The organism is Psychrobacter sp. UBA3068, from assembly GCF_002366815.1.
Classification (GTDB): Bacteria; Pseudomonadota; Gammaproteobacteria; order Pseudomonadales; family Moraxellaceae; genus Psychrobacter; species Psychrobacter namhaensis.
This window is the reverse complement of record NZ_DFBY01000047.1, coordinates 86,845-106,721: the sequence shown is the minus strand read 5'-3', so window position 1 is coordinate 106,721 and position 19,877 is coordinate 86,845. Positions and strand designations below refer to the sequence as shown.

16 protein-coding genes and 2 riboswitches are annotated in these 19,877 nt (G+C 45.8%); of the genes, 7 read left to right on the top strand and 9 right to left on the bottom strand.

Features of this window, described 5'->3' with window-relative positions:
• Window positions 1-41 precede the first annotated feature (41 nt).
• A complete protein-coding gene (locus B2P60_RS11315) occupies window positions 42-1,844 on the top strand; it encodes an FMN-binding glutamate synthase family protein (RefSeq protein WP_286741408.1) in 1,803 nt (600 codons plus the stop codon).
• 72 nt (window positions 1,845-1,916) lie between these two features.
• The gene (locus B2P60_RS11310) at window positions 1,917-2,744 is read left to right on the top strand and encodes a phosphodiester glycosidase family protein (protein WP_193005099.1); all 828 of its coding nucleotides are present in this window, start codon (window positions 1,917-1,919) and stop codon (window positions 2,742-2,744) included.
• A gap of 154 nt (window positions 2,745-2,898) precedes the next feature.
• Here the strand turns inward: B2P60_RS11310 and B2P60_RS11305 are convergent, their stop codons facing one another.
• The 5 genes from B2P60_RS11305 to B2P60_RS11285 all read right to left on the bottom strand — a co-directional run bounded on the left by B2P60_RS11305 (window position 2,899) and on the right by B2P60_RS11285 (window position 8,125).
• Window positions 2,899-4,095, bottom strand: a complete 1,197-nt coding sequence (locus B2P60_RS11305) for a globin domain-containing protein (RefSeq protein ID WP_198334362.1) — start codon at window positions 4,093-4,095, stop codon at window positions 2,899-2,901.
• 352 nt (window positions 4,096-4,447) lie between these two features.
• Window positions 4,448-5,671: a vWA domain-containing protein gene (locus tag B2P60_RS11300; RefSeq protein WP_286741407.1), complete on the bottom strand. Its 1,224-nt coding sequence runs from the start codon at window positions 5,669-5,671 to the stop codon at window positions 4,448-4,450.
• A gap of 84 nt (window positions 5,672-5,755) precedes the next feature.
• Window positions 5,756-6,613, bottom strand: coding sequence for an AAA family ATPase (locus tag B2P60_RS11295; protein WP_193005102.1), 858 nt, complete (start codon window positions 6,611-6,613; stop codon window positions 5,756-5,758).
• Between the two features lie 305 nt (window positions 6,614-6,918).
• Entirely contained in the window at window positions 6,919-7,569 is a 651-nt protein-coding gene (locus tag B2P60_RS11290; protein ID WP_286741406.1) for a hypothetical protein, read from the bottom strand.
• 235 nt (window positions 7,570-7,804) lie between these two features.
• Window positions 7,805-8,125 carry a YcgL domain-containing protein gene (locus B2P60_RS11285; protein WP_193005104.1) on the bottom strand — a complete coding sequence of 107 codons (321 nt, stop codon included), beginning with the start codon at window positions 8,123-8,125 and terminating at the stop codon, window positions 7,805-7,807.
• A 240-nt stretch (window positions 8,126-8,365) separates the two neighbouring features.
• A riboswitch (glycine riboswitch) is annotated at window positions 8,366-8,505 on the top strand.
• Between the two features lie 54 nt (window positions 8,506-8,559).
• Window positions 8,560-8,708: riboswitch (glycine riboswitch) on the top strand.
• Between the two features lie 171 nt (window positions 8,709-8,879).
• Between B2P60_RS11285 and gcvT the strand changes: the two genes are divergently transcribed.
• From gcvT to B2P60_RS11260, 5 genes are all read left to right on the top strand, one after another.
• Window positions 8,880-10,082 carry a glycine cleavage system aminomethyltransferase GcvT gene (gcvT, locus tag B2P60_RS11280; RefSeq protein WP_286741405.1) on the top strand — a complete coding sequence of 401 codons (1,203 nt, stop codon included), beginning with the start codon at window positions 8,880-8,882 and terminating at the stop codon, window positions 10,080-10,082.
• 86 nt (window positions 10,083-10,168) lie between these two features.
• Window positions 10,169-10,549 carry a glycine cleavage system protein GcvH gene (gene gcvH / locus B2P60_RS11275; protein WP_144297111.1) on the top strand — a complete coding sequence of 127 codons (381 nt, stop codon included), beginning with the start codon at window positions 10,169-10,171 and terminating at the stop codon, window positions 10,547-10,549.
• 270 nt (window positions 10,550-10,819) lie between these two features.
• Window positions 10,820-11,578, top strand: a complete 759-nt coding sequence (locus tag B2P60_RS11270; protein WP_286741401.1) for a nitroreductase family protein — start codon at window positions 10,820-10,822, stop codon at window positions 11,576-11,578.
• Between the two features lie 57 nt (window positions 11,579-11,635).
• Window positions 11,636-14,533 carry an aminomethyl-transferring glycine dehydrogenase gene (gene gcvP, locus B2P60_RS11265; protein WP_286741399.1) on the top strand — a complete coding sequence of 966 codons (2,898 nt, stop codon included), beginning with the start codon at window positions 11,636-11,638 and terminating at the stop codon, window positions 14,531-14,533.
• 198 nt (window positions 14,534-14,731) lie between these two features.
• Window positions 14,732-15,421: an esterase/lipase family protein gene (locus B2P60_RS11260; RefSeq protein ID WP_286741397.1), complete on the top strand. Its 690-nt coding sequence runs from the start codon at window positions 14,732-14,734 to the stop codon at window positions 15,419-15,421.
• Window positions 15,422-15,436: 15 nt separating this feature from the next.
• Here the strand turns inward: B2P60_RS11260 and B2P60_RS11255 are convergent, their stop codons facing one another.
• The 4 genes from B2P60_RS11255 to B2P60_RS11240 all read right to left on the bottom strand — a co-directional run bounded on the left by B2P60_RS11255 (window position 15,437) and on the right by B2P60_RS11240 (window position 19,457).
• The gene (locus B2P60_RS11255; RefSeq protein ID WP_286741396.1) at window positions 15,437-16,744 is read right to left on the bottom strand and encodes a ribonuclease D; all 1,308 of its coding nucleotides are present in this window, start codon (window positions 16,742-16,744) and stop codon (window positions 15,437-15,439) included.
• A gap of 223 nt (window positions 16,745-16,967) precedes the next feature.
• On the bottom strand, window positions 16,968-17,561 hold the full coding sequence (gene recR / locus B2P60_RS11250) for a recombination mediator RecR (protein ID WP_286741394.1): 594 nt from the start codon (window positions 17,559-17,561) through the stop codon (window positions 16,968-16,970).
• A 227-nt stretch (window positions 17,562-17,788) separates the two neighbouring features.
• On the bottom strand, window positions 17,789-18,118 hold the full coding sequence (locus tag B2P60_RS11245) for a YbaB/EbfC family nucleoid-associated protein (protein ID WP_193005110.1): 330 nt from the start codon (window positions 18,116-18,118) through the stop codon (window positions 17,789-17,791).
• Between the two features lie 82 nt (window positions 18,119-18,200).
• Complete coding sequence (locus tag B2P60_RS11240) at window positions 18,201-19,457, bottom strand: O-succinylhomoserine sulfhydrylase (protein ID WP_286741436.1); 1,257 nt, start codon at window positions 19,455-19,457, stop codon at window positions 18,201-18,203.
• Window positions 19,458-19,877: the final 420 nt, after the last annotated feature.

Sequence of the window (19,877 nt, the reverse complement as noted above, 5' to 3'; positions counted from 1 at the left end):
TCGCCTTTTTTAATGTTTGTATATGCCTGTTGAGTGTTGTTATGCCCCAATCTCGTACCAATCTAAATCCTGAACCCAAAGCCAGTTTGCCTTATGTGGTCGGTTTATTACTGCGCTTTAGTACTTTTGGTGCTGCCATATTGATCCTATTGGCCGGTCTATTACTCACTAACTGGTGGCTAATTATTATTGGTGGTTTCGGGGTCGCACTGGGCATATATGACTTGATTCAATCCAAGCATTCTATCTTGAGCAATTATCCCGTTGCCGGACACATTCGTTACGTGCTCGAGGACTTTCGCCCAGAGATTCGCCAGTACTTGTTAGAAAACGACAAAGAGCAAGTGCCGTTTTCACGCCAGCAACGCGCCCTTGTCTACCAGCGGGCTAAAAATGTCAGTGACACCAATGCCTTTGGTACATTAGATAATTTATACACACAAGGCAAAGAGTGGTTTTTACAGTCAGCGATCAGTCAGCCTCTAAAAAATAAAGACTTTCGCATCACGGTTGGTGGCGAGCGTTGTCAGCAGCCGCATGACATGTCAGTGTTTAATATCTCAGCGATGAGCTTTGGTAGCTTATCTGCCAATGCCATTATGGCGCTCAATCAAGGCGCAAAAATTGGCGGCTTTACCCACGATACAGGCGAAGGTGCTATCAGCTCTTATCACCGCAAGTTCGGTGGCGATTTGATTTGGGAGCTGGGTACCGGATATTTTGGTTGTCGTGATGAGCATGGTAACTTTGACCCTCAGGCCTTTGCCGAAAAATCGGTCGACCCCCAAGTTAAAATGATCGAAATCAAACTGTCCCAAGGGGCAAAACCTGGTAAAGGCGGCGTGCTACCAGCCGAGAAAATTACCCAAGAAATCGCCGAAACGCGTCATGTGCCCATGGGACAAGACTGCATCTCGCCATCATCCCATACAGCTTTTAGCACCCCACGCGAGCTTGTCGCCTTTTGGCAGCAGTTACGTGAATTATCAGGCGGAAAACCAGTGGGCTTCAAGCTATGTGTGGGACAACCTTGGCAGTTTATGGCGATTGTTAAAGCGATGATAGAGACCGACAACTACCCTGACTTCATCGTCATCGATGGTGCAGAAGGTGGTACGGGCGCCGCCCCTGTTGAGTTTATGGATAACGTCGGCATGCCAATGGTGGAAGGGTTTTTATTGGTACACAATACGTTGGTCGGCGCAGGTATTCGTGACAAAATTAAGCTTGGCGTAAGCGGCAAAATCGTCTCTGGTTTTGATATCGCTCGTATGATTGCCTTGGGTGCAGACTGGTGCAACTCAGCGCGCGGTTTTATGTTTGCCGTTGGGTGTATTCAGTCGCGCTCTTGTCATACCAACACTTGTCCGACAGGCGTCGCCACCCAAGATCCCTATCGCCAAAAAGCATTGGACGTCCCAAGTAAAGCGGAGCGAGTCGCAAGCTTCCATAAAAACACGCTCAAATCGCTTGCCAGTATCGTTGGTGCCGTGGGTCTACAACACCCAAGCCAATTGCAGCCTTATCATATTGCCCGTCGTTTAGATGACGGGCAGATAAAGTTGTTATCGAAGTACTTTTATTTTACTGACAAAGAGGCATTACTCGATCAGAGTGCCCGTGCGGATGTGTTTAACCAGATGTGGGTCATGGCAAATCCTGATAGCTTCTTAGCGAATAATGATGCGCTGATTGCTTACAACAAAGACTCACGCGATAAAGGTAAAGAGACCAGTGCGCCAACAGAACAAAGCCCTGGCAGCTTGGATGACATCGTTGATGGTGGCAGGTTAATCGGTAACGTCAATAATACCTTTCGTGACTTTCCGCATAGCAGTGAGTAAAATTCTGCGATTAAAACGCTGTCCGTTAAGATTATTTACCTTTCCTTCCAACCTTTAAAAGACTCACGATCGATGCCAAGTTTTGCTCCTTCCTTACCGTTATGGGCCACCGCCCTACTCTTGCTAAGTGTCCTAAGTGTCAGTGCTTGCCAGCCAATAAGTAATAACGACTCTGCCAGTGACCCACAGAATTGGTCTTGTCAGTCCGAAGACGCCCCCTTTGCTTATAACACTTGTAGCGTTAAAGCTGAAGCGTTGACTAGGGATCGCTATGCTTTACAGTTATTTTGGCAACAGCCTGATAGTACGCAACCCCTACTGACCTTTGACACATTACTAACGACGTTACCAGCAAATCAAGCGCTTAAATTTGCCATGAATGCCGGTATGTACAATGACACTTATGCACCGATTGGCTATACCGTTATTGAGGGTGAAGAAAAGCGCGCTTTAAACCTCAAAGAAGGCGGCGGAAATTTTCATCTACTGCCCAATGGCGTGTTCTGGTGGGATAAATCTGGCAACGTGCAAATTACAGAAAGCCGTGCTTTAGGTGACCGGCTAAAAAGTGATGACGCAAAGCCTTGGTATGCCACCCAGTCTGGTCCGATGCTGGTCATCAATGACGAGATCCATCCCCAGTTCAATCCTGATAGTACCTCACTCAAAATCCGTAACGCGGTAGGCGTTTGCCATGATGGCCGCATAAAATTTGCCAATAGTGAGGTACCTGTGACATTTTATCAATTTGCCACCTTATTCAAAAATGAGTTGGACTGTCCGAATGCTTTATTTTTAGATGGCGGGATTGCTTCGGCGTTATATGCGCCCAGTATCGACAAACATGATAAAAAAGAGATGGGTGTGATGATTGGATTGGTTGAAAAAAAGGCAAAGTAGTTTGATTTTAACGCTTTTAGAAGATTTTCCAACTTCTACACCAGAGCGCCCTGCGTGTACAACAAATCCCTATTCATTGCCTCTAAAAAAGCACTTAGCATGACTTTAACGCTAAGTACTTTTTTAAACCTATTTCTGAAAACGAGGGTTAAAACTAGCCCCCTAAGCTCATTTTAGGACCGAATGGTTCATAATGGACGCTATCAACGCCATGATCTAATGCCATTAGCCCATCAATCATACTCTCCATAAACGGCATCGAACCACAGACATAAATATCAGCAGGCTTAGGCAATTTAGCAAGCCACGCCTCATCCAATATTTGCCCAGAGTCAAAGTAAAACAGGTGCGTCTCTACGGTTGCAGCCATTTCCAATAACTGATTTACCTCAGCAGCAAAGGCGTGATGCGCTTTATTCTGACAAGCATACACCCAGATGATTGGGCGTTTTGGATTGGCTGACACTTGGGCCTCTAGCATGGACAACACAGGGGTGACACCGACACCCGCGCTCATCAGCACTAGTGGGATCTCGTTTTGTTGTACCAGATTTTGATTCAGAGCAAAGTCACCTGCAGGCGCTGACAGCAAAACCGTATCACCAATCTCTAAATGGTCATGCAGATAATTGGACACCAAGCCGTGATGCTCATTACGGTTGTCACGTCTTACTGCAAACTGGATGCCTTTTTCACTACTCGCCGAGTACAAAGAATAATGACGTAGGGCAATATGGTCACTGTCTTTTGGGTCTGTTTTGACGGTGATGTATTGACCAGCTGTCAAATTTAGTTTGCTTAAATCGATGTCTTGAGCCTTCTTTGAACGATCATTGACGGGCTCAACGGTGAAAGCGGCGATATCTGTGGCCGCGGCCCTTTTTTCAGTGATGGTAAAGGGAGCAAAACCCTGCCACATCGCCTCTTCATACATACCATGCTCAATCTGAATAAATACCGAGGCAATTTCATCGTAAGCTTCGGTCCAAGCGTTAATAATGTCATCAGTCGCAGCCGACCCCAGTACTTCTTTTATCGCCCCGATCAAATGCTTACCAACGATAGGATAGTGCTCAGGCAAGATTTGTAAAGCCCGATGCTTGTGACTGATTTGGGTCACCTGCGGCAATAGCGTGGCCAATTTATCCAAATGCTTGGCTGCGGCTAGCACCGTCATCGCTAATGCGGTCTGTTGGCGGCCTAATTTTTGATTGGTTTCATTGAATATGTCCAACAGTTCGGGGTGCGCTTCAAACATGTTTTTATAAAACACGGTGGTGATTGCCGTTCCATGCTCCTCGAGTACGGGGACAGTAGCTTTTACGATTTCTAACGTTTGTGGTGAGGCCATGTTGTTTCTCTTAGTCATTGAACAAATTGAGAGTTAAAGAACAGAAAATGAGGGGTTTAAATAAGCAACGGTCACTAGATAGACTTTACAGACGCTTGGCATCAAACTCTTTTTAGCAAATTGTTTTGAGCAGACTCTTTTAAGCAAAAGTCTCTTAGCGTCACCAGTCAAAATATTACCATAACATTCATTTAAAATGAATGTTAACACATTTTACTGAGCGCACCAATGGTAATGACTATAAATTGGACGTCTTTAGACAAAAAGACAGCCGCTGAGATCTCTCAGCGGCTGCTTTATTAAATAATCCATCAGTATTAATAAGCGCTACTATGTAGGCCAAACATCAAAATTATCGCGCTAAATAGCTGGTCATTTCTTCCACGCCATGCAATGTCATGGGATACATTTTATTTTCAAACAACTTTTTTATCTCAACAATGGTTTGCGTATATTGCCAATAGGCGGGGTTTTCAGGATTGAGCCACGCCACTTTATCGAAATGATTCAGTACTCGCTTGAGCCACACGATACCCGCTTCATTATTCATGTACTCAACACTACCGCCTACTGTCATGAGCTCATACGGTGACATGGAGGCGTCACCCACGAAGATGACGCGATACTCTCGGCCATACTTATTGAGCAGCTCATAAGTGGGCATCGGTGCGCTATGGCGACGGTTATTGTCCTGCCACACATAGTCATACAGACAATTATGAAAGTAAAAAAACTCTAGGGTTTTAAACTCATTTTTCGCGGCAGAAAACAGCTTTTCAAGCGCCTCAACATGGATATCCATACTCCCACCAACATCAAACAGCATCAAAACTTTGACGCGGTTACGACGTTCCGCCTGCATAGAGATATCCAGCACCCCTTTTTTGGCAGTGCGCTTGATGGTCTCATGAATATCAAGCTCATCGGCGCTGCCTGTACGGGCAAACTGTCGCAGATTACGCAGTGCCATCTGAATTTGGCGCGTGCCAAGCTGATGGTCGTCATCGAGATTACGGTATTTACGCTGCTCCCAAACTTTTGCAGCGCTGCGCTTACGAGACTCACCACCGACGCGTACCCCTTCTGGATGATCGCCGTAAGCACCAAACGGTGACGTGCCGCCTGTCCCGACCCACTTACTGCCTCCTTGATGACGCTCTTTTTGCTCTTTTAAGCGCTCCTCAAGCGCTTTCATCAATTCTTCAAGTGAGCCGTATTTTTTTAGCAGTCGCCGTTGTTCTTCGGTCAAGTTTTTTGGATCTAGTTTTAGATCTAGCCACTCTTTTGGCACATCGGTCAGCTTCGCCAATAGCTCGTCCATATCGAGACTATCGACGCCCTCAAAATAGTCTGCCATCGCGCGATCAAACTTATCAAAATGACGCTCGTCTTTGACCATACACAGACGTATCAGACGATACATGTCCTCTCGGCTAGCAAAGGTCGACAGCTCTGGGTTTTCAGGATGCGGCTGCATCATCAGCCCTTGATCTAGCGCGGCATTTAGATCGAGCAGTTCACGCGTACTGACGGGCACGCCATAAGTACGCAGGGTATAAAATAGTTTGATAAACATAAGAGTCGCATCACTTATTGGCTGATATGGTTACAATTTGGACGTTTGCAGTGGTTCTATCCTAATGTCGCTGCTCATATCTGCTTAACGACGCATCATATTGGCAAAACGCTGCAATAAGCTCACATCGGCTTCGTTTTTGAGCAGGGCGCCGTACAACGGCGGAATAGATTTTTCACCGCGCAGATTTTCTTCTAATTCTGCTTGGGCCATATCATCGGCCAGCAACAACGTTAACCAATCGACCAATTCTGAAGTTGACGGTGGCTTTTTGAGTCCTTGAACACCGCGCAGCTTATAAAAGATATCCAGCGCATCATTGACCAGCTTTTCTTGAATATTAGGGAAATGCACCTCAATGATTTGGCGCATGGTTTCTGCTTCAGGAAAGTCAATATAGTGAAAAAAACAGCGACGCAAGAACGCATCTGGCAACTCTTTTTCATTGTTTGAGGTGATAATAACCACGGGGCGCTGCTCAGCGGTGATGGTCTCGCCTGTCTCGTAAACATAAAAAGACATCTTATCAAGTTCATGTAGCAAATCATTTGGGAACTCGATATCCGCTTTATCAATTTCATCAATCAATAGCACACTTCGCTCTTTACTGGTAAACGCATCCCACAGTTTGCCGGGCTTGATATAGTTTCCAATCTCATAAACCTTGTCATCCCCCAGTTGCGAATCACGCAAGCGCGATACCGCATCATACTCATACAGCCCCTGCTCGGCTTTGGTCGTCGATTTAATATGCCAAGTAATCAGCGGCATACCTAAACTCTCCGCCACCTCTTCTGCCAGTAAAGTCTTGCCAGTACCTGGCTCCCCTTTAATCAGCAAGGGCTTTTGTAGCGTCATCGCCGCATTGACCGCGAGCTGCAAGTCGTCAGTGGCAATATAGTTTTGGGTACCAGTAAAGCTTTTTTTAGGGTTATCAGTCATAATCAAGTCTCAGTTATTGTTATACCTTAAAACGTTTAAAGGTCATAAACGGCGGATACGTAAACATTTAGATTAGCACAGCCTTGCCCATTGCCAAAATACTCATGCGTTCGCAGTTATTCAGACATGCGATCCACTTCTGAAAGCTGTCAACTGCTCATTTCATCTCTTATTAGTAAATGATCTCACACAAAAAAAGACACGCTTGGTGTCTTTTTTATTTATTAAATTTATTTAATAGACTCTATCTATCAGACAGTTTTTTTTATTATTTAAGAGCAAGTGGCTAAAGGCGCTGTCTCACTTTATAGCTTATCAGATTTTTCGACATTAGGTTTTTTAGCCAAGGTGCTGTCTTTGGCTTTGGTTAAGCTGACGTCTGTTTCGGTCTTAGCCGCCAAAGAAGACTTATTAGCTTGCTGCGTGACATCCACTTGTTCAGGTAAAGTCGCATTTTCTGTCAAATAATTGCCCGTAGTCAGCTGCATCGTTGCTTGCGTATCTTCTGCCGTACGACTGCGAGCTTTGTCTAAACTTGACTCAAATGCACCGCGAATAAGCTGCCAAATAAAACCAACAAACAAGCCTACCACTAGCACCACTAATATAGGTAACATATGAGTAATCGCGCCTGCCGTGTCTTTCATCATGATCGCATAAACCACCCCAATACTGGCTGGGGCAATCACACTAGGGTCACCAATAGCAGTACCTGGCGCTAACAATACCGCAAACAGTACCATCCAACTCATACCGCCGAGCGGACGCGGTAGCATACGAGCGACCAACAACCACAACACCAGCACGATAATGACACCACCAAGATACGCATACATTGGTAAGTCGGCGGGTGGCACGTCTTTTACCAGCTGCCCCCACCAAATAACAATTTCGCCGAGAATGTCACTGATGGCTTCCAGTGGTAAGCTGTGTAAGATACTTTTTAACCAGTCCATGCGTGTTTTATTACCTGCGTTTAAAAATGGTGCGACACATTTCTGTACTAAATACGGTATGAGACGTTCTGACAGATCTGTAAATAAGACCGAACACCCCATCAATATGCCCACTTAATAGGCCGCTAGTTTATCACGACCTTCTAGTGAAATGCATGTGACTAAATGTTTCGTAGACGTTTGATCCCTTACTTGTGAAAGAAGGGACTTATAATCAGCTCGCAAAAAACGAGCATTAATCGTAAATATTGTCTTGTGCTTCGCGGGCACGTAATTCTGCTTGACGACGCATGACGTCTTGCGGCGGCATTTGGACAAAGTATCCTTGAGACTGTAGCTTTTTTAGTACCTCGGCTTTATCGACACGAGCAAGCGTTGGCGTGGTTGCCAAATCTAGATGCATGACAAACTTGCTACGACCTAAGCCTGCACGGAAATCTTTTGGCAAAACACCCAGCCAATCCTTAATCTCGTCGGTGTCGTCGGGATAATCAGGACGCGCAATATAGACATACATATCGTCGTGTTTGGGAAATTTATAAATATCACAATGCATAAAAGCACCCTATCAGAAACTATGTATGGTCATAGGTTAGCACATTTGGGCAAATATCAGTAAGGGCTTTAGGTTTTGCGATGGTGTTTTGCTTTAAAACTTATGCCACACTCTAAAAATAAAAGTACTTGTCCTTTCTGTACTTTGACCCATTATTCTCACAAAAAGTCATTTTTGCCAAAATTATCTATTTTAATGTCGTTGATGGCTTGTAAAAGCATCTTGAACCTTTCATAATAAAAGCGTTTTTCAGGAGAGAGTTTGTGAGCATATATACCGTATCCCACCGCATCGGTAATACGACGTATATCATTGCTACATGACCACCGAAGGCGCATCTACCCTGCCAATCGCTCAGGTAAAAGGACTGAAAAACACATGTCATTATGGTTTAGTAGTGTGCTATCAATCGCACATGACCCACAAACATAAGGCATAACAAATCTGGAGAGCGGTAAGAACGGACGACGTCTTACCCACCGAAGGGGAGAAAATACGCTATCATCAACTTTAGGGTTCATATAAATACCCACACATGATGGTTCGTATTGAAAATCTCAGGTCACAGGACAGATAGGGCTTTTGCTTAAACGGGCGTTCAGCGTCTGTTTGGCTGACGGCTTCATCTTTATTTTCTGTGCCACCCTTTGAGGTAATATTTGCACCCTGCAATGTTGCTTCTCGCTACTATGATAATGCGCATCAGCCCATGTACTTTTACTGAGTACAACTGATGTACACATAAGGATTTGTTATGACTGATATTCAAGCTACCAACTCTCAAGATACCATCTCTCAAAGCGCTCAAAATCCCACACCCCAACGCACCCCCTTGTATCAGTCTCACGTCGACAGTGAGGGCAAACTGGTGGATTTTTCTGGCTGGGAGCTGCCGATTCATTATGGCTCACAAATTGAAGAGCATGAAGCCGTTCGTACCGATGCCGGCATGTTTGATGTCTCACACATGGTCGTGACCGATATCAAAGGCACTGATAGCAAAGCGTGGCTACAAAAGCTACTGGCCAATGATGTTGCTAAGTTAAAAACGGTTGGTAAGGCGCTTTACTCTGGGATGCTAAATGAGCAAGGCGGTGTCATTGACGATTTAATCGTCTATTTGATGAATGCAGATGAGACCGAGTACCGTATCGTCTCTAACGCTGCCACTCGCGATAAAGACTTGGCACAGTTTAACAAAGTCGCTAAAGACTTCGATATTACCATCACTGAACGTCCAGAGCTTGCCATGATTGCCGTTCAAGGACCGAATGCGGTTGAGAAGTTAGCACAGACCAAACCAAGCTGGGCCGATACGTTAGCCGCGCTTAAGCCTTTTGTTGGTGCTGATCTAACAGACATCGAAGGCACAGACTGGTTCGTTGCCCGTACTGGTTATACTGGTGAAGATGGTGTCGAAGTTATCATGCATGGCGATGATGCACCAGCGTTCTTTGAGCAACTAAAAGCCAATGGCATCAAACCTGCAGGCCTTGGCGCACGCGATACTTTGCGTATGGAAGCAGGCATGAACCTTTACGGTCATGACATGGATGAGACCATCAACCCTTATGAATGCAACATGGGCTGGACACTCGCGCTAAAAGATGACCGTGATTTTGTTGGCCGTGATGCTCTCGTCAGCCAACGCAAACAAGCAAAAGACGACAATACCGCCATGAAACAAGTCGGCTTACTACTAACGACGCGCGGCGTCTTACGTGAAGGCATGACGGTGACCATCAATCAAGGCACTGACAACGAGCAAACTGGTGTGATTACCAGTGGCACCTTCTCCCCTAGCTTAAAAAACTCAATTGCTATTGCCCGTGTACCTGCCAGCTTGTCAGATAACGACAGCGTTCAAGTTGATCTGCGCGGTAAAGGTAAGTTCGTTGATGTGCGCGTTCTTAAGCTACCGTTTGTCCGTAATGGCAAACAGCAGTTTGACTCATAGGCTTTATAAATTCTATTATTAGCCTCGATTGGCTGTAGTGTTCCCTATTTTTTGTTAATTAACCTCTATCGTTTAGGAGAGAGACCATGAGCAATATCCCAGCAGAATTAAAATATATCGCCAGCCACGAATGGCTACGCTTAGAAGACGACGGTACGATCACGGTGGGTATCACTGACCATGCACAGGACTTATTGGGTGACGTGGTATTTGTTGAATTACCAGACGTGGGCGACATCATCGCTGTGGATGATGAAATCTCAGTGGTTGAATCGGTAAAAGCAGCTTCTGACGTGTATGCCCCGCTGTCAGGTGAAGTGGTTGCCATCAACGAGGCGCTAGAAGATGATCCTGAAATCATTAACTCTGACCCATATGGCGAAGGTTGGTTTTTCAGAATGAAGCCTGACAACATCGCTGATTACGAAGCCCTTCTGACTGCTGACGAGTACGAAAACGAGCTGTAATAGCAGCTTTAACTTACAAATTTAACTTACGAACCTAAAGGCGGTGTTTCATTACAATACCGCTGTTTATCAACCAAATAACAGATCTCATTACTATAGATACTGACGCCAGTCGGTATCTGTACTGTTTACTAACAAATGTCATCGCCCAACTTATTGGCTCACAACCACTAGCCAGTTTATTCGTATTAGTCACTTGTCAGGCGCGATTGAAAAACGTACTCAATAACGCCCCAAGTTGATCACTCAATCCCCAGCATGGATTCTCATATGACCTCCAACACTGACAATAAAGACCGTATTGCTACGCCTAGTGACACACCGCAGCTACAAGCGTTTCGCGAGGTGGTAGAGTCACGTCGTTCAGTACGTCGTTTTACGGACACGCCCATACCGGATGATGTCCTAGCCGACTGTCTGCGCCTGGCTATGCTAGCGCCCAACTCTAGCAATCTACAGCCTTGGGCGTTTTATGTGATTGATAGTGCTGAAAGTCGTCAGCAGGCAGTCAAAAACTGCATGAATCAAAACGCGGCGAAAACCTCAGCGCGCTTAATCGCTGTTATTGCTCGTACGGATATTTGGCACGATCACGCTCAGCAAATCTTACGTGAATATCCTGATAAGCCAGTACCCAAAAAGGTCAAAGACTACTACACCAAAGTCGTTACTATGGACTTCTTACGTGGTCCAGCCAACGTGATATCAGCAGCCAAATGGGGCGCGACGCAAGTGGTCAGACGGGTCAAAGGGCCGATCAAATCGCCTTACTATACGTTTGAAGACACCAAAAATTGGGCAACCAATAACACCGCTCTTGCTGCCCAAAATCTGATGCTCGCACTACGAGCGCATGGGTTCGACAGCTGTCCCATGGGCGGCTTTGATGAGCCAGCGATGAAACGTCTATTAGGTTTAAACGACGATCAGCATATCGTTATGATGATTGGTGCCGGCGAGCGTGCTGACAATGGCGTCTACAATACCCAATTTCGTTTTGATCAGGACCAGTTTGTGCACTATGTGTAGTGCATCACACCGTTATTTTAGTAAATCCTTTTATTACTCCCTTAACCAAGGACTGTCATGACTATCTCTCAAAATCCCACGTTTGATACCTTTCAAGGACTATTCAACGAAGCTGAATTTGTCTATCGCCACCTAGGCTCAAATGACAGCAAACAAGCTGACTTGCTTGACGCTGTTGGTTATAAAGATATGGCAAGCTTCATCAACGATACCGTGCCTGAGCCCGTACGTTTACATAAAGAATTGGACCTGCCAGTGGCCATGAGTGAGCATGCAGCCTTAGCCAAATTGCGTACGATGGCTGACGATATCACCGTGAATAAAAGCTATATCGGTCAAGGTTACTCGCCTGTGCGTATGCCTGCGGTCATTCAGCGTAACGTCCTTGAAAACCCAGGCTGGTACACCGCTTATACCCCATATCAAGCTGAAATTGCGCAAGGTCGTCTAGAAGCACTGCTTAACTTCCAACAAGTTTGTATTGATCTAACGGGTTTGGAGATGGCGGGTGCCTCATTATTGGACGAAGCCACGGCCGCAGCAGAAGCCATGGCGATGTCAAAGCGTGTGAGCAAAAGCAAATCAAACCAGTTTTTTGTTGATGATCGTGTTTATCCACAAACGCTAGATGTCATCAATACTCGTGCCAAATACTTTGGTTGGGAAGTGGTGGTGGGTGATTTTGAAACCGCCAAATCTGGCGATTACTTTGGTGCGTTATTCCAATATGTCGGCGTTGAAGGCGATGTTACAGATTTAACTGACGTTATCGCCGCCGTTAAGAAAAATAAAACCTACGTTAGTGTCGTAAGCGATATCATGAGCTTGGTGCTGTTAAAATCACCAGCGGACATGGGCGCAGACGTGGCGCTAGGTAGTACACAGCGTTTTGGTATACCTATGGGCTTTGGTGGTCCACACGCCGCTTACTTTGCATTCTCTGACAAAGCCAAACGCTCTGCCCCTGGTCGTATTATTGGTGTATCAAAAGACGCGCAAGGCAATACGGCGCTACGTATGGCATTACAAACCCGTGAGCAGCATATCCGCCGCGAAAAAGCCAACTCCAACATCTGTACCTCTCAAGTACTACTGGCCAACTTAGCAGGTATGTATGCCGTCTATCATGGTCCAGAGGGTGTGAAGCGTATTGCGACACGTATTCATGCGTTTGCTACCGCCTTTGCCACTGTTATCAAAGAAGCAAACGATAGCAATCTAAGCGTGGTACACGATCAGTTCTTCGACACGGTCGTTGTTGATTGTGGTTCTGAAAAGCTGGCCACACAAATTTTTGAAAATGCAGATAATGTTGGCTACAACCTATGGCGTCTTGGCGAGCAAAAATTGTCTGTTGCTTTTAGTGAAACCAGTGATCAGCAAGACTTCAAGGTTTTAACTCAATTGTTCGTTAGTAAAGCCCATGAACTACCTGAAGCGGCCAGCGTGTCTCTTGATAGCGCTCACTTACGTACTGACGCCATCTTGTCGCATCCCGTCTTTAACACGCATCATACCGAGCATGAAATGCTGCGCTACTTAAAATCGCTTGAAGACAAAGACTTGGCGATGAACCGCAGTATGATTTCTTTGGGCAGCTGTACCATGAAATTGAATGCGACCAGTGAGATGCTACCAATCACTTGGCCTGAGTTTGCCAACGTGCATCCTTTTGCACCGCGCGATCAAGTCACAGGTTACATTGCCATGATTGATAGCCTACAAGACCAGCTAAAAGCCATCACCGGATTTGACGATGTGTCGATGCAGCCAAACTCTGGCGCCTCAGGTGAGTACGCCGGTCTGCTCGCTATCCGCCGTTATCACGAATCACTTGGTGAAAACAATCGTGATGTTTGCTTGATTCCTATGTCAGCCCACGGCACCAACCCTGCTACTGCCATGATGATGGGCATGCAAGTGGTTGTGGTTAAAACCGATGAAAACGGCAACGTTGATATCGACGACTTAACCGCCAAATGTGAAGAGCACAGTGAGCGTTTGGGTGCTTTAATGATTACCTACCCATCGACGCATGGTGTATTTGAAGAAGGCATTCGTCATATTTGTGACCTCATTCATAAACATGGTGGCCAGGTGTATATGGATGGCGCCAACATGAATGCGCAGGTAGGCATGATGCAGCCAGCTGACGTTGGCGCAGACGTCCTACACATGAACCTGCATAAAACCTTCTGTATCCCGCACGGTGGCGGCGGTCCAGGCATGGGCCCTATTGGTATGAAGGCACATTTGGCACCATTTATGGCCAACCATACCTTAAGCCCTGTGCACAATGCACAAAAAGACTGCTCAGCCGTATCAGCAGCACCCTATGGCTCAGCCAGCATTCTGCCTATCTCATGGATGTACATTGCTATGATGGGCCGCGATGGTTTACTAAAGGCAACTGAGTTGGCACTACTAAATGCCAACTATGTGGCAAGCCAGCTTAAGGACCACTACCCTGTTCTATATACCGGTAAAAACGGCCGCGTGGCGCACGAATGTATCATCGATATTCGCCCGTTAAAAGAAGAGACTGGCGTCACTGAAAGCGATATCGCCAAGCGTTTGATGGATTATGGTTTCCACTCACCAACGATGAGTTTCCCAGTAGCAGGCACCTTGATGATTGAGCCGACAGAGTCTGAGTCGGCCGAGGAGCTAGACCGCTTTATCAGTGCGTTAAAATCTATCAAAGCGGAAGCCATGAAAGCCAAAGCAGGTGAAGATAATTGGACACTAGAAGATAACCCATTGGTCAATGCACCGCATACCGCTGCTATGATTACTAGTGGCGAATGGACGCACCCATACAGTCGTGATACGGCTGCATTCCCGCTACCGTACGTTCGCGCGCACAAGTTCTGGCCAAGTGTGGCGCGCATTGATGACGCTTATGGCGACAAAAACCTTATGTGCTCTTGCCCAAGTATCGAAAACTACATGTAGTCGAAGTTTTCGGTAAATGATAATTTCGGTAAACTATAAATAGTTTCTTTATCAAAAAAACCTCCAAGTCAGCAGCTGACTTGGAGGTTTTTATTTTGCGCATCGTGTTCAATAGTATTAACTATAAATGATAGTATTTAGCGATAGCATAAAATTCATGTGTACTTATATCCACTATTTACTTTGTTGGAAGCAAACATGCAACAAAAAAACCGCGTCATTCTATTACATGGGCTGCATCAAACGGCTTGGATTATGCGCCCTCTTGCCAAACGTTTGCAAAAGGCAGGATTTAACACCCATCAATACGGCTACCGTAGCCTGCGCGATAGTATCAACACCAACAGTGCTCACCTAAACGCATGGCTGGAAAAACATCATCATCCTGACCAGCCAGTAGATCTAGTCGGCCACAGTTTGGGAGGGTTGATCGTTCGTGACTTTGTCACTCAGTATCCCAAGTGGCAGATTGGCCGCTGCGTCACACTCGGAACACCGCATATAGGGAGTGTTTGTGCCGATTATATCTGGCGCTTAACGCCTGCTATGATGGGACGCTCATATATTGACGCGCTAGATGGAACCGTAGCACCCTTACCAGAGCACATAACCCTTGGCGTTATTGCGGGCAATCAGCCCTACGGTCTGGGACAGTTATTTTTGCACTATCATAACCGCAAACTGCATAAATTAGGCAAGCCATTACCGAAGGAACAACTTGTCCATGACGGCACCGTTTATGTGGCAGAGACTAAAATTGAGACAGCGTCTGACCATATCGTCATGCCAGTTTCGCACACTGGCATGCTGGTGGATAAAGAAGTCGCTGAGCAAACAAGATACTTTTTAGAGCATGGGCAGTTTAAACGTGAAACGCTTAATAACTAAGTGTCTAAAAACCCGTCAAACCCTAATACCCATGCCTTGTTGTAGTTCAGTTTTGTGCTTTTCAATGACTGGAATCAGGGTTTGGATCACCCAGTCGTTGCGCCAGCCCTTTAACCCTTGCGGCAACTCGCTTAGATCTTTATCAAAAGCAATCACTTCATACAGTTGACCCAGCCATTTTTTGCGCATGAGGACACTCGCTGGTACGCCTATGCTACGCGCATGATCATCAATTGCTTGCTGCACAGCTTTAGACAGCACTTTGTTTTTTGAGCGATAAGGCGGCAATAGACAATCTGGATGCTCAGCAGGTGGCAGATTTTTTGCGTCTCTTATCACCTTAAGCAACTCTTCACCGTACAGTCGCAACATACTACGGTGCATCGTCGTTTTATGCGCCAGCTCGCGCATGCTATTTGGTTTTTCAGTGACCATCTCACGCACGGCTTGTTTTTTGATGACGAAAGTACGCGGCTGATTGGTCGCCCGTGCCAGCTCTTCTCGCCAAGTAGCGACCGCTTTTAGTATCGCCATCTGCTGCGAGGTATAGCGATAATCTGCCATCGTTAAATACATTGCCTCATCTTCAACGTGCTGAGCGGCATACAAATCGCTGGCATAAAGCTGACAGTCTGCCCATACATAATTGTATAAACCCTGCTTTTTTAGCTCGTACTCAAGACTTAAATACAGCGCTGGCAAATAACGTACATCATCAATCGCATATTGTTCTTGCTCATCTGATAGTGGGCGCTGTAGCCAATCTGATTGGCTTTGCTCTTTGTCAATATGCATGTCCAACTGATCATCAAGCGCTTGCTGATAACCCATTTGTAATTGACCGGTCAAATAAGACAACGCAATTTGCGTATCAAAAATATTGGTCAATGGCGGACAGCCAGACAACAAGTAGAAAATACCCAAATCCTCACCACAAGCGTGCCAAATGGCCACATCAACGTCACGGAGCGCTTGCCATAGCTCCGCCAACTGCAACTGCGGGGCATCTAGTAAATAGATATGATCGCCAATGTTTAGCTGGACCAATGCCAAGCGCGGATAATACGTATCACGCTTGATAAACTCAGTATCTAGTGCCACGCGCCCGCAAGTGGCCAACGCATCAATCACTTCCGCCAACTGGCTTTGCTCGCGCACCCAAGTAACCTCGACCTCATCAGCGATGTCTAACAACGCCTCGATATCCGGCTCTAAAGGCACGTCTACTGACGTCATCCTAGTATTTTCTGACGCCTTTAATTCGTCAGACACATCAGGAGTATTTGCTTGAGGGTTTGAAGCGTTGTTAGCATTATTGGACACGGGCAGATACCTGCATAAATAGAATAAAATAAAACGCTAAACAGCGTCTTAATAGAATGGGATAAAAAACAGTAATAAAGCCATTATAACAACATCGTCAAATAAATCAGACTTTGCTGTTATAACCACACTATAGTCGGTTGAAAATAAAATCGATACGTTACTATCCTCGTTCTAATGGGATAAATTTTAAATAGAATGGACTATATAAAAAGGAGCGGTACTATAAAAAAGAACGATTTTGCATGGCCTGACCGAGCGTCATGCTATCAAGGTATTCAAGCTCACCGCCCATGGGCACCCCTTGCGCTAAACGGGTGATTTTATCGACATGGCGACCGACTGCCTCACTGATGAAATGGGCTGTGGTCTGTCCTTCAACGGTGGTACCTGTTGCCAGTATCAGCTCCCCAACCGGCTCTTGCTTGACTCGCCATACCAGCTGATCAATATTTAAGTCGTCCGCGCTGATACCATCAATCGGTGATAAATGTCCGCCTAACACAAAATAGCGTCCACGGTATCCTGCGGTCTGCTCAATCGCCATGACATCTGCCGCTGTTTCAACCACACATAACAGTCCATCATCACGCCTAGGGTCTTGACACAACGGGCAGACAGCATCATCACTAAAGCTATGACAGCGCTGGCATTCGACGATTTCACGCATCGCGTCATCAAGCGCTTGGGCGAGCGCCATCCCCTGCGGGCGTTTTTTGGTGAGCAAATGTAGCGCCATACGTTGGGCACTTTTTTGCCCCACACCTGGCAAAACACGCAGCTGTTTGACCAGCTGATCAAATTTGGCTGTCAGCAAAGTTACTTCCTTTATTTATAAACCATAGCGATAAAAATGGGGTCGTATCGTGTCGATAACAACCCCATTTCCTTCATGAATATAGACAGATAACATACCGTTAGCTAAATATAAAACAAGTCGTATATCAATCCCAGAAACTCAAGATAACGAGGAAGACGAGTGCTAGCGCTACTTTTAGTAGGCTTAGCGAGTCTGACAAAGTTAGCTTGGTTTTGGGACGGATATTAGAACATACCTTGCATACCTGGTGGTAGACCCATACCTGAGGTAGCACCCGCCATGGTTTCTTCGTATAGCTCATCCGCTTGGCGAACCGCATCATTGATAGCAGCGGCAATAAGATCTTCGATCATATCAGGCTCATCTTCTAGCAAGCTTGGATCGATGGTCAAACGTTTAACCACATGACGACCCGTCATGGTTACTTTTACCAAACCACTGCCTGCCTCGGCTTGTACTTCTTTGTTAGCCAGCTCTTTTTTGGCATTTTCAACGTTTGTTTCGACTTTCTTTTGCATCGTTTGAGCTTGTTGCATCAGTGCTTGAATATTCATAGTTGCCTCTTTGTCTTTTATAGTAATAAGTAATGATTGATAACGTAACGTGAATGCGTTATTGACGATTATACCGTTATCTTTACAAACTGTCTAAACCACGCGCCAAATCTTTGATAATATCTTCCACATCTTCAAGACCGACCGATAGACGAATCAAACCATCTTTGACCCCTGCTTCGGCTCGGGCTTCAGCGGTCAAGCGAAAGTGAGTGGTGGTCGCAGGATGGGTAATCGTGGTTTTGGCATCGCCCAAATTATTGGTAATAGAGACCATTTGGGTTGAGTCAATCACGTGCCAAGCAGCGGCTTTTGGATCGCGGCTATTTGAGTCACTACTGTTAGATGGCATCACTTCAAACCCCATGATAGCACCATAGCCGTCTTGCATATGATGTTGGCGCGTTGCCAGCTCATGCGCAGGATGATCGCTCAATCCTGAGAAATGCACTTTACTCACATTAGGATGATTGACCAAGAATTGGGCCACTTGGTTGGCATTATGACAATGCGCTTGCATACGTAATTTCAGCGTCTCAAGCCCTTTGGTAAACACCCAAGCATTAAATGGACTCATGCTGATACCACCTGAGCGGACGACAGTAAACGCTTCTTGCATCAGCGCATCACTACCAACCAATGCTCCGCCCAATACTCGACCCTGTCCATCTAGATATTTAGTGGCAGAATGAATGACAACATCAGCACCCAAATCTAACGGGCGTTGCAGTGCCGGAGTGGCAAAACAATTATCCACCACCAATAAGAGGTCATTGGCTTTACACAACTGACTTAAATAACCGATATCGCAAATTTGGGCCAATGGATTACTTGGGCTTTCACAATAAATCACCTTAGTATTTGGCTGTACCGCTTTTGCCCACGCGTCATTGTCGAAGCAATCAACGTAGCTGACTTCAACACCAAACTTCGCCATATAGTTATTGAATAGGCCGATGGAGGAACCAAATAACTGATTGGCCGCCAGTAGATGATCGCCCGCTTTTAGATACGCCAAGCACATCGTGAGAATAGCGCCCATACCAGAGGCGGTCGCAACGGCACGTTCGCCATTCTCTAATGCCGCCAATCGACGCTCAAAGGTACGCACACTTGGATTGGTATGACGCGAGTAGACATTGCCGGTTTTGGTACCATTAAAGTGCGCCGCTGCATCAGCCGCTGAGTGATAAACATAAGAGCTGGTGGTAAAAATAGGCTCTGAGTGCTCCCCTTCATCCGTACGGTGTTGACCCGCCCGCACTGCGATGGTCTGCATCCCATAATCAAGCCCTAAATCTAAGGCATCGTTGCGCCAGTTTGGATCTAACTTATCCATTGAGTTTTTTTGGTTTAAATTGTTCTCATCTTGGGTTTGCGACTGACTCATAAAGGTTCCGTTGCTTGAGTTGTTATAAAATGACTGCGTATTTTTTGACTATCGAATGAATTGAGGACACGCTCTAGGGCACAGCGTTATCATATCATGCCAACTTATTCCAAACAGCTGGTTTCAGGTGAGTGCTAAACGTTGTTTTTGCATACCCGTTTCTCTATTTATTAATGCGGATTATTAACGCGGAATGGCAGCCAAGAGAAAACCCTGACTGCACGGTTTTGAATTCGGCGCTCAATACAATAAAAATAACGTATTTATAATAGGCAGAGCGGTTTACAGCTGCTAAGCTTAGCGGCGATTTAGATTTTGACTTGGACGAAATTATTATACGCCTCATAATCAGTGCTATCATCTATAAAA